Origin of the sequence: Homoserinimonas sedimenticola (assembly GCF_026094475.1) — a bacterium.
GTDB classification, from domain to species: domain Bacteria; phylum Actinomycetota; class Actinomycetes; order Actinomycetales; family Microbacteriaceae; genus Homoserinimonas; species Homoserinimonas sedimenticola.
Map to the genome: position 1 here is coordinate 375,223 of NZ_JAPELL010000002.1, position 12,931 is coordinate 388,153.

General features: G+C 69.7%; 10 protein-coding genes. 7 read left to right on the forward strand and 3 right to left on the reverse strand.

The genetic code is table 11. The features are described from left to right. Window positions 1–87: 87 nt before the first annotated feature. The 5 genes from OH146_RS14040 to dxr all read left to right on the forward strand — a co-directional run bounded on the left by OH146_RS14040 (window position 88) and on the right by dxr (window position 7,329). Complete coding sequence (locus OH146_RS14040; RefSeq protein ID WP_265161459.1) at window positions 88–3,078, forward strand: FtsK/SpoIIIE domain-containing protein; 2,991 nt, start codon at window positions 88–90, stop codon at window positions 3,076–3,078. Window positions 3,079–3,172: 94 nt separating this feature from the next. Further along, window positions 3,173–4,765 (forward strand): acyl-CoA synthetase, encoded by a 1,593-nt coding sequence (locus tag OH146_RS13005; RefSeq protein ID WP_265161461.1) that lies wholly within the window; start codon window positions 3,173–3,175, stop codon window positions 4,763–4,765. A gap of 28 nt (window positions 4,766–4,793) precedes the next feature. Continuing rightward, the gene (locus OH146_RS13010) at window positions 4,794–5,270 is read left to right on the forward strand and encodes an OsmC family protein (RefSeq protein ID WP_265161464.1); all 477 of its coding nucleotides are present in this window, start codon (window positions 4,794–4,796) and stop codon (window positions 5,268–5,270) included. Then, entirely contained in the window at window positions 5,267–6,226 is a 960-nt protein-coding gene (locus OH146_RS13015; RefSeq protein WP_265161466.1) for an FKBP-type peptidyl-prolyl cis-trans isomerase, read from the forward strand. Before OH146_RS13010 ends, OH146_RS13015 begins: the two co-directional genes overlap by 4 nt. Window positions 6,227–6,252: 26 nt before the next feature. Further along, window positions 6,253–7,329, forward strand: a complete 1,077-nt coding sequence (gene dxr, locus OH146_RS13020) for a 1-deoxy-D-xylulose-5-phosphate reductoisomerase (protein WP_265161468.1) — start codon at window positions 6,253–6,255, stop codon at window positions 7,327–7,329. 24 nt (window positions 7,330–7,353) lie between these two features. Here the strand turns inward: dxr and OH146_RS13025 are convergent, their stop codons facing one another. Together OH146_RS13025 and OH146_RS13030 are read right to left on the reverse strand one after the other, a co-directional pair. After that, a complete protein-coding gene (locus tag OH146_RS13025) occupies window positions 7,354–7,836 on the reverse strand; it encodes a hypothetical protein (protein ID WP_265161470.1) in 483 nt (160 codons plus the stop codon). After that, window positions 7,833–8,984, reverse strand: a complete 1,152-nt coding sequence (locus OH146_RS13030) for a serine/threonine-protein kinase (RefSeq protein ID WP_265161472.1) — start codon at window positions 8,982–8,984, stop codon at window positions 7,833–7,835. The genes OH146_RS13025 and OH146_RS13030 overlap by 4 nt, the downstream gene beginning before the upstream one ends. Window positions 8,985–9,101: 117 nt before the next feature. Here OH146_RS13030 and OH146_RS13035 point away from each other — a divergent pair, with 117 nt between their 5' ends. Continuing rightward, window positions 9,102–10,430 carry a M50 family metallopeptidase gene (locus tag OH146_RS13035; RefSeq protein ID WP_265161474.1) on the forward strand — a complete coding sequence of 443 codons (1,329 nt, stop codon included), beginning with the start codon at window positions 9,102–9,104 and terminating at the stop codon, window positions 10,428–10,430. Between the two features lie 11 nt (window positions 10,431–10,441). On the opposite strand, the gene OH146_RS13040 is transcribed toward OH146_RS13035, so the two are convergent. After that, a complete protein-coding gene (locus OH146_RS13040) occupies window positions 10,442–11,623 on the reverse strand; it encodes an acetyl-CoA C-acetyltransferase (protein WP_265161476.1) in 1,182 nt (393 codons plus the stop codon). A gap of 101 nt (window positions 11,624–11,724) precedes the next feature. Between OH146_RS13040 and ispG the strand changes: the two genes are divergently transcribed. Continuing rightward, window positions 11,725–12,873 carry a flavodoxin-dependent (E)-4-hydroxy-3-methylbut-2-enyl-diphosphate synthase gene (ispG, locus tag OH146_RS13045; protein ID WP_265161478.1) on the forward strand — a complete coding sequence of 383 codons (1,149 nt, stop codon included), beginning with the start codon at window positions 11,725–11,727 and terminating at the stop codon, window positions 12,871–12,873. The last annotated feature ends 58 nt before the right edge of the window (window positions 12,874–12,931 follow it).

Genomic DNA, 12,931 nt, shown 5'->3' on the forward strand with positions numbered 1-12,931 from the left:
CTCCACGGCCCGGGCAACGGGCAGCTCTTCCACGGAGCAGGGCTCGATCGCGATCGACGCGGGCCGCGACATGGTGTCGTGGTCCCCGTGACAGCACCCCGTGACATCCCGCTGCCCCGCCCGCCGGAGCCTCCACCGCCGTATTCGTTCCCGCTCCTCGCGACCCTCGCGCCAGTCGTGGCGGCGCTCGGCATGTGGGTCGTGACGCGGTCTCCCTTTGCTCTCCTGTTCGCATTCCTGGGTCCGCTCATCGCGCTCGGCAGCCTCGTCGATGCGCGCCTTCAGGGGCGGCGGCGCTCGCGGCGTGAACACGAGCGCTTCCGCGCGGATGTCGCGGCCACCCGGGGGCGGATCGAGCGCGAGCACGATCGGCTGCGGGAGGCTCTGTGGCGGGCTGCCCGGGCGCCGAGTCGGCTGATCCCCGTGGCCCTCCACGACGCCGAGCGCTGGAGGTACCAGGGCGGGCCTCTTCCCCTTGTGCTGGGCGTGGGCGAGCGGCCGAGCGAGGTGCGGCTGAGCGGAGCGTCGGAGCACGAGACGGAGTGGGCGGATGGCGTCCCTCCCGGCCTGAGCCGGGCGCTCGGGCGGGGAGCGCGTCGACGGGGGCGAAAGGACCGTGCCGGTGAGCCGGTGGGGCGCGTGCTCCTCGAGCTGCGCGAGGAGGCGGCACTTCTCACGGGCGCTCCCGTCACTGTCGACGCGCGGCTGGGCGTCGGCGTGTGCGGCGCGCGGGTCGCTGCGTTCGCGCTCGCACGCTCGCTCGTCCTACAGCTCGCGGATGCGCTTCCGCCCGGCACTTTTGTCGCGCGGGGCGGCTTCGAGGGGTGGCATGCCGAGCTTCCTCATGTCGAGCCCGCCGCGGCGCCGCCCGCTTCCCTGCGCATCGACTTCACCGAGCGCGCAGGTTCCCGGCATGAGGGATCCGTCTCGATACCGGTCGTCGTGGCGGAGAGCGCGGATGAGCTGCCTCGTGAATGCCGCGTCGGCCTCGAGGTCTCGGGCGGCGAGGTGCGGATGCTGCGGCACCCGCAACTCGGAATGCGTGACGCCGACGGCCTCGCGGTCGTGCCGCGCCGATTCCGCGCCGATTTCGTCTCTGCACTCGACGCCGGCCGCTTTGCCGCCACGCTGGCGGCGGCGGCGCGGGCGGAAGGCATGATGCTCGGGGCGGGCGGGGTGCCCTCCTTCGCGGAACTCGCCTCGATAGGCCAGCCCGACGGCGAGCAGGCAGGGCTTCCCGCAGCCTTCGCGATCGCGGCAGAGGGGCCGCTCGTCGTGGATCTCGTGGCGGAGGGGCCGCACGCCGTCGTGGGCGGCACAACGGGCAGCGGCAAGAGCGAGCTCCTCATCTCGTGGGTGCTCGCGTTGGCGCGCTCCGCCTCGCCGCAGCGGGTCACGTTCCTGCTCGTCGACTTCAAGGGAGGCTCCTCATTCGGGGAGCTCGCGGCGTTGCCCCACTGCGTCGGCCTGATCACGGATCTCGACCGGGTGACCGCGGGCCGCGCCCTCGAAAGCCTCAGTGCGGAGTTGCGGCACAGGGAACAGGTCCTGGCTCGTCGGGGCGCGCGGGCAATCGAGGACCTCGACGACGGCCTGCTTCCCCGGCTCGTGGTCGTCGTGGACGAGTTCGCGGCGATGCTGAGCGACTTTCCCGAGCTACACGCCGTCTTCGCCGACATCGCGGCGCGCGGGCGGTCGCTCGGGGTGCACCTCATCCTGTGCACCCAGCGACCCGCGGGCGTCGTCCGTGACTCCCTCATGGCCAACTGCGCCCTGCGGCTCTCCCTGCGCGTCAACAGTGGCCACGACAGCACTGCCGTGATCGGCACGGATGACGCCGCCGCGCTGCCGCGCGAGCCGGCCGGGCGCTGCCTCGTGAGCGTCGCCGGCGGCACCGCCGTTCTTGCCCAGGTCGCCCGTGCGGCGCCCGGAGGGGCGGCTGCCGTCGCCGAACGCTGGGCCGGAGTGGCTCTTCCGCGTCGACCGTGGCTGCCGCCCCTCCCGGAGCGGCTCGACTGGCGCGCGGTCGATGAGATCGCCGCCGATGGCGTCGAACCGGCGGGTCATTCCGGCACCGCGTCGCAGCGGGGGGAACGCGGCATCCGCTTTGGCCTGCTCGATCTTCCGCAGGAGCAGCGGCAGGTCCCTGCCGTGTGGCGACCGCGCCGCGACGGCCACCTGCTCGTGATCGGCGGGCTGGGCTCAGGCAAGTCGACGGCGCTCGCCGCCCTTGCCGCGGCGGCCCGACGGGAGTCACTCGACGTGATGCCGATCGGCGGCGACATCGAGGAGGCCTGGGATATCGTCCTCGCGCTCTCTCGCGGCGACCGCGGCGTTTCGCCCGTCCTCGCCCTCCTGGACGACCTCGACGCTCTCCTGCCCCGCTTCCCTGAGCCCTATGCCGCGGCGTTCCTCGAGAACCTGACGGCCGTACTGCGCGAAGGGCCTGCGACCGGGGTTCATGTGGCGGCTTCAGTGCAGCGCCTGACACCGGGCGTCCAGACGGCAGCGGGGCTCTTCGACTCGCGCTTGATCCTTCGGTTGCCGTCCCGCCAGGAGCACGTGATGGCGGGCGGCGAGGGCGCTGGGTTCCTCGCGGGTGCCGTGCCGGGTCGCGCGCGCTGGCAGGGGAACGAGGTGCAGCTCGTGTCGGAGCCGCTGCCATCAACTCCGCTGGCTCGGATGCACACGCGCAGCGGTGTCGACCTTTCGGGGTCGGGCGTCGCCGCGATCGTGACGACGCGACCCGCAGCCCTGCGCGATCTCCTGCGCGCGCTCGGAGCGGGGGAGAGCATGTGTGCTCCCGGAGAGCTGGCGGATCGCCTCGCCGGGGGAGCCTCCCTCCCCGTCGCCGTCGGCGACCCTCACGCGTGGCAGGCCGCGTGGAGCGCCTTCGCGATTGCGCGCCAGCGGAGTGAGGTGCTCTTCGACCGGTGCAGCCCGAGCGAGTTCCGTCTCGTATCCGGCCTGAGTCTCCTGCCCCCGCCGCTCTCGCGTGTGCCGGGCGGCGTCTGGCGGCTCGCGCCGTCGGGCGAGGTGCTCCGCGGGCAACTACCCTCAGCGAGTCGCATTAGTTGACAAACTCAATGATTGAAAATACCGTGAGAATCTCGACCGTGGGGTCGGACGACGTGGTCTGGATTCGCAGGGGCGGGTCCGAAGGGTGGGTTCATTGCTGAATCAAGGCATCGGTTCGTGGCTCGAACGCCGACGCGAGAAGTCGGGCGATAAGCCCGCCGTCATCTTCGCCGAGAAGAGCACAAGTTACCGCGAGCTTCTCGACCGGGTGGAGCGACTCGCTGCTGCCTTGCGCGAGCGCGGAATCTCTCAAGGAGACCGCGTCGCTTACTTCGGCGAGAATCATGTCGCGTTCCTCGAGACGCTCTTAGCGGCCGCAACCCTCGGGGCCATCTTCGTTCCGCTCAATGCGCGCCTTGCCGCGCCGGAACTCGCCTTCGGCCTGACCGACTCGGGCAGCAGAATCCTCATCCATCCAAAGAGCCTCACGGTCGTCGCGGCGGCGGCCCTGCGTGGTACTCCCGTGACTCACCGCATCGTCGTCGACGACACCGCGCTCGGTGCCGCCATCACCGCCTCAGTGCCAGTCGTAGGTGGCGAGGACGACGACGAGCCGGGGGCGGATGACGCGGTCCTCGAGTCCTTCGAGGAGGTCCTGGCCGCGGCGAACCCCGAGTCGATCGACGTCGCGGTGGGGCTCGACGATCCGGCGATCATCCTTTACACATCGGGCACGACGGGCAACCCCAAGGGTGCCCTCCTCACGCACGGCAACCTCACGTGGAACGCGATCAACGTCATCATCGACTACGACTACCAGAGCACTGAGGTCGCACTCATGATCTCGCCGCTCTTCCATGTGGCCTCGCTCGGAATGGGGGTCCTGCCGACCCTGCTCAAGGGCGGGACGCTCGTGCTCGAGCCGCGATTCGATCCGGGCCGCGTGCTCGACGTTATCCAGCGCCACAGAGTCACGAGCATGAGCGGCGTGCCGACGACCTATCAGATGCTGAGCGAGCACCCGTTGTGGGAGTCCACCGACCTCTCGTCGCTCCGCCAGCTGACCTGTGGCGGCTCCGCCGTCCCCATCCGCGTCATCGACGCCTTCGAGGAGCGGGGGCTGCGCTTCTCGGGCGGCTATGGCATGACTGAGACGGCGCCGGGCATCACGAGCATTCCGGCAGCGCGGAGCCGCGAGAAAGCCGGCTCGGCGGGCCTTCCGCACTTCTTCACCTCTATGCGGGTCGTCGACGAGGAGGGCCGCCCGGCCGAGGTCGGCGAGCCTGGAGAGATCCAGGTGTCGGGGCCCAACGTCATCCGTGAGTACTGGAACCGTCCGGATGCCACATCCGAGGCCTACGCGCCGGATGGCTGGTTCCGCACGGGCGACATCGGCTACCTTGACGACGACGGATTCCTCACAATCTCCGACCGGCTCAAGGACATGATCATCTCCGGTGGTGAGAACATCTACCCGGCTCAGGTGGAGCAGGCGATCCGGGAGATCGACGCGGTCGGTGACGTCGCGGTCATCGGCGTGCCCGACGAGCGCTGGGGCGAGGTGCCGTGGGCGATCGTTTCACTTCGCGAGGGCCGTGAGTTGAGCGCCGAGGACGTGCGCCGTCACCTCCAGGGGCGTCTTGCCCGCTTCAAGGTGCCCAAGAACGTCCTCTTCGTCGATGAGTTCCCGCGGACCGCGAGCGGCAAGATCCGCAAGGCAGACCTGCGCCGCAAGTACGGCGCCTAGGCGACCGCGGGCGGCGTAGGGTGGAGGGGTGAACCTCGAACACCACTACGCTGTGTCCGTCGAGTGGACCGGCAATCGGGGCACCGGCACCAGCCACTACCGCGCGTACGGCCGCGATCACACGGTCTCGGCGGAGGGGAAGCCTTCCATCGAGGGTTCCTCCGACCGTGCGTTCCACGGTGACGCCTCCCGGTGGAACCCCGAGGAGCTCCTCCTCTCCGCTCTCAGTCAGTGCCACCTGCTCAGTTATCTCCACGTCGCGTCGTCCCGCGGCGTGGTTGTGACGGCCTACACGGATTCGGCCGTCGGTACGATGCGCCAGAGCGAGGATGGGGGAGGGCGTTTCACCTCAGTGACGTTGCGCCCCGTCGTCACGGTCGAGAGCGAGGACATGGTGGAGCGGGCGCGGGATGCGCACCATGAGGCGAGCACCAAGTGCTTCATCGCGGCATCCGTCAACTTTCCCGTCGAGCATGAGCCGGTCATCCGGGTGGCAGGGGCATGAGGTCATACCGTGCCGGGGCCGCCGTTGCGTTTGCCCTGACGGGCGCCGTGCTGCTCGCGGGCTGCCAGTCTCCGCCAGAGGTCGAGGATGCCGCGCCCGGGTGTGCTCCGGAGGGTGCGGCGGCGCGGAGCGTGAGCGCGGAGGGCGAGCTCTTTTCGCGGCCAGAGGTGCAGTTCGATGCACCCGTGAGTCCCGTGACGACCGAGCGAAGCGTGCTCGTCGAGGGTGACGGTGCCACCGTCGTGCTCGGCGCGACCGTCACGGTGGATTTCGTGGCGTTCAACGGCGCGACGGGAGACCCCCTCGAGGTGACGGGCTACGGCGCCCCCGGGGTCGGTCACACGGTTCTCACTCTCGACGGCGAATCGGCTATGCCGGGTCTCCGGCGCGCACTCCTGTGCTCCACCGTGGGGTCGCGGGTTGCTGCCGTCGTTCACCCCGACGACGGAATGGCGGAGTCCGGGCTTGCGCTCGGGCTCGGGCTCTCCGATCCGATTGTCTATGTCTTCGACATCGTGGCCGTCGCGCTGGATCGCGCCAATGGGGAACCTCAGACGCAGGAGGGTTCACTACCCGTCGTGGAGGAGGTGGACGGGGCACCCGTTGTCGCGATTCCGGCCGCTCCGCCCCCCACGGAGCTCATCTCCTCGACGCTCCTGCTCGGCTCCGGCCCCACCGTGCGCTCGGGTTCGGATGTATATCTGCGCTACCGGGCCGTCCTCTGGCGCAACGGCCTCTCGGTGGAGGAAAACTGGAGTGTCGCCCAGCCGACCCGTTTCGCCATGTCCGAGCTTCTCCCGGGGGTGGCTCAGTCCCTCGTAGGTCAGCCGACGGGCTCGCGGCTGCTCGTGATCGTGCCTCCCGCCTACGGGTACGGTGCCGATGGCGATGTGTCCTCCTCCGTCACGGGCACCGACACGCTCGTGTATGTCGTCGACATCCTCGCCACGACCTGAATCGAAGCTCCGCAGAAAGGGGTCCCATGCGCCGTGTCATCATCCTCGGGTCGACGGGGTCCATCGGTGTGCAGGCGCTCGAGGTGATCGAGTCCAACCGCGACCGCTTTGAGGTCGTGGGGCTGGCAGCGGGGCGCAATGCCGAGGCCGTGGCGGCACAGGCGGAGAGGTTCGGTGTGCGGGAGACCGCGCTCGGCGCCGAGGACGCGGCACGTCTGGTCGAGTCGGTCGAGGCCGATGTGGTGCTCAACGGCATCACCGGTTCAGTCGGTCTCGGTCCCACCCTTGCGGCACTGCGCTCGGGGGCGACGCTCGCTCTCGCCAACAAGGAGAGCCTGATCGTCGGCGGCTCCCTCGTGACGGATGCTGCGGGCCCCGGCCAGATCGTCCCCGTCGACTCGGAGCATTCCGCGATCGCCCAGGCCCTCGCCTCGGGTGCCGCGGGCGAGGTGCGGCGGCTCGTGTTGACGGCGTCGGGTGGACCGTTCCGCGGCCGCAGCCGTGAGCAGCTGGCATCCGTGACGCCTGGGGAAGCCCTCGCGCACCCCACCTGGGACATGGGGCTCGTCGTCACCACGAACTCCTCGACCCTCGTCAACAAGGGCCTCGAGGTGATCGAGGCCCACCTGCTCTTCGGGGTGCCCTTCGACGACATCGAGGTGACGGTGCATCCGCAGTCGATCGTGCACTCGATGGTCGAGTTCGTCGATGGTTCGACGATCGCGCAGGCGTCGCCACCGGACATGCGCTTGCCGATCTCACTGGGCCTCGACTGGCCGCACCGGGTGCCCGGCGTGGGCGTTCCCCTGGATTGGACTACGGCGCAGGAGTGGACCTTCGAGCCGCTCGACGATGAGGCCTTCCCCGCGGTGGAGTTGGCGAAGCGCGTGGGACGCTCGGGGGGCACGTTCCCGGCCGTGTTCAATGCCGCGAACGAGCAGGCGGTGCAGGCGTTCCACGCGGGACGGATCGGATATCTCGACATTCTCGAGGTTGTCGAGCGGGTGGTCGACGCGCACGAGACGGTCGAGATGACCCTCGAGGGAGTGCTTGAGGCGGAGCGGCAGGCGCGCGCGGAGGCGGAGCGGCTCATCGCACGCTGACGACTGCCCCGTCAGCTCGGCTCGTCAGCCGTTCCCATTCCCGTTGTTCCGGCCATTCCCCTGACCGGGATTCTCGGGCGGTCCTGCATCCTCGGGACGGCCGGAACCGTTCTCCTCGCCACCGCCACCGCCACCGCTCTCGACGTCGACGCTGCTGGCCGGGTCGGTCGGCTCGACCGTCGGCGCCGGCTCCTCCGCGGCTGTCGCAGCCTCCGCTTCGGCGCGTACGAGGGCGATCGCTGCCATGACTGCGTCGAAGCGAGTCTGCGTGATCTGACCGCGTGCCCGGGCGTCGTGCAGCTCGACCTCGAGCCGGTCGAGGGAGCTCAGCAGGCCCGTGTCGTCGGCGGATGCTGCGGCTGTCGTGACCGCGAGCACCCTCTCTTGCAGGCGCTCGGCGGCGCCCGGGTCGTAGTCGCTCGTGGGCGCGCAGCCGGCGAGGCCGATGGTGAGCGCGAGGACGCCGGCGGCGGCCGGTCCCCACTGGAGCGGTCGGGGCGCGTTCACGGTTCCACGCTCCTCTGCAACTGCTGGATGCTCTCGGCCAGGGGGCCCTCGACCGCGGGATAGTCCGGGATCGCGGGCGCCTCGTTGCCCGCCTGCAATCTCACTGCCGTGACGATCACGACGAGGAGTGCGATGACGAGCGCCGCGGTGAGTGCCGTGATGAGCGCGGGGCGTCGCCGACGACGGTCGCTGCCGCCGTCCGGTCCCGCGCTCGCGGTAGAGGCGCTGTCCGCAGCGTCGGAGGGTGCCTCCGCGGGGGGATAGCGCCGAGTGGGATCGAGCGGCTCGGTGTGCTCCTCGGTGAGCACGGCGGAGGGCTTCCCTACGAGCTGGGAGAGGTGCTCGGCGACCTCGAGGCCGTCGGGGCGGCGCTCCGCTTCTCTCGCGGTCATTTGGGTGAGGAGCGCCACCCAGTCTGCGCCGAGTTCGGAGGGGATGTGCGGGTCGCGGGCAATGCGAGCCGCCATGGACTCTTCGGCAGATCCGGGGAAGGCGCGCTCGCCGGTGAGCGCCTCGAGCAGCACGAGGCCGAGGGCGTAGATGTCGCTCGAGCCCGTGAGCGGCTGCCCGAGCGCCTGCTCGGGCGAGAAGTACCCCGCCGTGCCGATGACGGTACCGGTCGCGGTGAGGCGGGCCCCGTCGATGATGCGTGCGATGCCGAAGTCGGCGAGCTTGGCGGGCACGCCCGTGGGTTCGGCCTCGCGGCGGGGCAGCAGGATGTTGCCGGGTTTGACGTCGCGGTGGATGACTCCGCGCGAGTGTGTGTAGGCGAGCGCCTCTGCGACCTGTCGGCCGATGACGGCAACCTCTGCGGGCGGCAGCGGACCGTCATCGAGGCGGCGGCGCAGGTCATCGCCTTCGACGAGTTCCATCACGAGGTATGCCGCGTCGGTCTCTTCCTCAGTTGCGGCGTCGAAGAGGGTGACGAGACCGGGGTGGCTCATGCTGGCGAGAAGCTGCACCTCGTCCCGGTGACGGGCGAGGGTCTCGGCATCCGCGAGGCCGTGGCTGAAGACCTTGATCGCCACATCGCGGCCCAAAGATTCGTCGCGTGCGCGGCGCACGGTCGACATTCCACCGTGTCCCAGCACGGGTCCCAGGCGGTATCGGCCACTGAGCAGCGCTCCTTCGCCATGCACCGTTGTCACGTTGCGCGCACCCCTCCTCTGGCTCGCGCTCAGGGTAGCCCCGCTATCGGGTTCCGCACAGGGTCAGGCTCGACGGGACACAGCGGGTACCGACCATCCGGGCGGTATCCTTTGCCGGTGGAACCCGTCCTCCTTTACATCATCGGCATCCTCGTCGTCCTTGTCGGCCTCGCGGTGTCGATCGCGCTGCACGAGGTGGGTCATCTCGTGCCGGCGAAGCTCTTCGGCGTGCGGGTGAGCAAGTTCATGATCGGCTTCGGACCCACGATCTGGTCGCGTCGTCGCGGCGAGACCGAGTACGGCGTCAAAGCGCTCCCACTGGGCGGCTTTGTCGCGATGTCGGGCATGTATCCACCCGCGGCCGAGGGGGGCCGTGCCCGCGAGTCCAGCACGGGGTTCTTCCAGACGCTCGTGCAGGATGCCCGCGACGCGAGCGCCGAGACGGTCGAGCCGGGCGAGCAGGAGCGGGCCTTCTATCGGCTGCCCGTCTACAAGCGGGTCATCATCATGCTCGGCGGCCCCTTCATGAATCTCGTGATCGCGACGGTGCTGTTCATGGTCGTCCTTTCGGTCTTCGGTGTGCAGCAGCCCAGCACCACGGTTGGCTCGGTGAGCGAATGCATGGTGCCTGCGGGGTCCACGCAGGACGAGTGCGATGCGGATGCCCCGGCCGCGCCCGCGGCGGAGGCGGGGGTCTTGCCGGGCGACCGCATGGTGAGCATCGACGGGGAGCCCGTGACCTCGTGGGAGCAGGCGAGCGCCGTCTTCCGGGAATCACCGGGGGAGACCCTTGAGCTCGTGGTCGAGCGGGAGGGGGAGCGAGAGAGCCTCGAGGTGACCCCGTTCCTCAACGAACGCTACGTCTTCGACGAGGAGGGGCAGCCCGTCGAGGGCGCCGACGGGGAGCTGCTCACGGAGCAGGTGGGGATGGTCGGCATCACAGCCGCCTATGAGCTCACGCAGCAGCCCGTGACGGCCGCGTTCCCACAGGTGTGGGACAACACGGTAGCGGTCGCGAACGTCATCCTCAATCTGCCGCAGCGTCTCATCGATGTCGCGGAGGCGGCGTTCGGGCCCGAGGAACGCGACCCCAATGGGCCGCTCTCGGTCGTAGGGGTCGGGCGCATCGCGGGGGAGATCACGACAATCGACACGATTCCGATCGTGGAGCGACTGAGCTATCTGGTCGGCCTCGTGGCATCCGTCAATGTCGCCCTCTTCGTCTTCAACCTGGTGCCGCTCATGCCGCTTGATGGCGGGCATGTGATCGGCGCGCTGTGGGAGGGCCTGCGGCGCAGGCTCGCGAAGCTCTTCGGGCGGCGCGACCCGGGACCGGTGGACACGGCCAAACTCATCCCGCTGACGCTCACGGTCGTCGTGCTCCTCGGCGGCATGAGCGCCCTGCTCATCTACGCTGACATCGTCAAGCCCATCACGCTCTTCTAGAGGCTCATCGTCTAGAGGCTCAGCAGCAGCGCGTCGCCCTGCCCGCCCCCACCGCAGAGGGCGACGGCCGCGCGGCCGCCTCCGCGCCGCGCGAGTTCGTGGGCGGCGTGCACGACGAGCCGCGCGCCCGAGGCTCCGATGGGGTGGCCGATCGAGATGGCTCCACCGTGCGGGTTCACGACGGCGGGGTCGAGCTCGAGGTCGCGCATCGACTGCGCCGAGACGGCCGCGAAGGCCTCGTTGATCTCGATGTGGTCGAGTTCGGATGCCTCCCACCCGGCCTTGCGCAGTGCCGCGGCGATCGAGCGCGAGGGCTGGGAGTGCAGCGAGTTGTCGGGGCCCGCGGTCTGCCCGTGCTCGCCGAGCACCGCGAGGATGGTGAGTCCCTTCTCTTCCGCGTAGGCGCGGCTCGTGAGCACGACGGCGGCGGCGCCGTCGCTCAGGGGCGAGGAGTTTCCGGCGGTGATGGTCCCGTCGCTCGTGAAGGCGGGGCGGAGCTTGCCGAGCGTCTCGGGGGTGCTGTCGGGTCGGACGCCCTCGTCATCCGTCAGGGTGGTCACGTCGCCCTTGCGTCCCGCTATCTCGACGGGAGCGATCTCGGCGGCGAAGAGGCCCTCGTCGCGGGCGGCGGCGGCGCGCTGGTGGGAGCGGGCAGCGATCTCGTCCTGCTCTCCGCGGCTGAGTCCGAGCTTGCCGTTGTGCCGCTCGGTCGAGAGTCCCATGGACTCCTTGTCGAAGGCGTCTGTCAGTCCGTCGTTCGCGGCGCTGTCGACGGCCTGCATGGAGCCGTAGGTCCAGCCCTTGCGCGATCCGGGCAGCACGTGGGGCGCGTTGGTCATCGATTCCTGACCTCCCGCGACGACGACGTCGACCTCGCCGAGTCGGATCATGCGGGCGCCATCGATGATGGCGGAGAGCCCGGAAAGGCAGACCTTGTTGATGGTGACGGCGGGCACGTCCCAACCGATACCGGCGGCGATGGAGGTCTGGCGGGCAGGATTCTGCCCTGCGCCCGCCTGCAGCACCTGGCCCATGATGACGGCCTGCACGGCATCGGCGCTGAGGCCGGAGCGCTCGATGGCGGCCTTCACGGCGACAGTGCCGAGCTGCACGGCGCTGAGCGGTGCGAGCTGACCGAGGATCTTGCCCTGCGGTGTGCGGGCGGCGGCGACGATGACGACCTCGTTGGTCATGGGGGTGCTCCTTCAGCCTCGGTGGTGACCATCTGAGGCTAGCAAGTGAGGACTCCCGCGTGCTCAGACGCGGCGCATTCGCCCCGAAGTAGACTGGCCTCGTGGCTGCCATCAACCTCGGAATGCCGAGAACCCCCCAGGTCCTCTCCCCGCGTCGCAAGACGCGCCAGTTCTCCGTCGGCAACGTGCTGGTGGGCGGCGATGCGCCTGTGAGCGTGCAGTCGATGACGACGACGCAGACGACCAACATCAACGCGACGCTGCAGCAGATCGCCGAGCTCACGGCCGCGGGGTGCGACATCGTGCGCGTCGCGGTGCCTCACCAGGAGGATGCCGACGCCCTCAAGATCATCGCCAAGAAGAGCCAGATCCCCGTCGTCGCCGACATCCACTTCCAGCCCCGCTACGTCTATGCGGCGATCGACGCGGGCGTCGGCGCCGTGCGCGTCAACCCGGGCAACATCAAGAAGTTCGACGACCAGGTGGGGGAGATCGCCAAGCGGGCCAAGGAGGCGGGCGTGAGCATCCGCATCGGCGTCAACGCCGGTTCGCTCGACCGTCGCCTGCTGGAGAAGTACGGCAAGGCGACCCCCGAGGCGCTCGTGGAGAGCGCCGTGTGGGAGGCGAGTCTCTTCGAGGAGCACGACTTCCACGATTTCAAGATCTCGGTCAAGCACAACGACCCCGTCACGATGGTCAAGGCCTACCGCCTGCTCGCCGAGCGCGGCGACTGGCCGCTCCACCTCGGGGTGACGGAGGCGGGGCCCGCCTTCCAGGGCACCATCAAGTCGGCGACCGCCTTCGGCATCCTCCTGGGGGAGGGCATCGGCGACACGATCCGCGTTTCGCTGAGCGCACCGCCCGTCGAGGAGGTCAAGGTGGGGTTGCAGATCCTGCAGTCGCTCGGCCTGCGCGAGAAGAAGCTCGAGATCGTCTCCTGCCCCAGCTGCGGCCGAGCGCAGGTCGACGTCTACACGCTCGCGGAGGAGGTCACGGAGGGCCTCAAGCACGTGACGGTGCCGCTGCGGGTCGCCGTCATGGGCTGTGTCGTCAACGGCCCCGGTGAGGCCAGGGAGGCCGACCTCGGGGTCGCCTCGGGCAACGGCAAGGGCCAGATCTTCGTCAAGGGCGAAGTCATCAAGACAGTCCCCGAGTCCGAAATCGTCGCAACCCTCATCGAGGAGGCCGCGCGGCTTGCGGAGGAGATGCCGGCGGGCGAGGTCGGCACTCCCGAGGTCGTCACGGCGTAGCATCCGCTCGCCCTCTCGCCGTCGGCCGTTCAGGTCACGTCCAGCAAGTTCGGAGGTC

Excerpts from the sequence above, each read along its gene's own strand:
- OH146_RS13015 (WP_265161466.1), top strand. The coding sequence starts at position 5,267 with ATGAGGTCATACCGTGCCGGGGCCGCCGTTGCGTTTGCCCTGACGGGC.
- dxr (WP_265161468.1), top strand. The coding sequence starts at position 6,253 with ATGCGCCGTGTCATCATCCTCGGGTCGACGGGGTCCATCGGTGTGCAG.
- OH146_RS13040 (WP_265161476.1), bottom strand. The coding sequence starts at position 11,623 with ATGACCAACGAGGTCGTCATCGTCGCCGCCGCCCGCACACCGCAGGGC.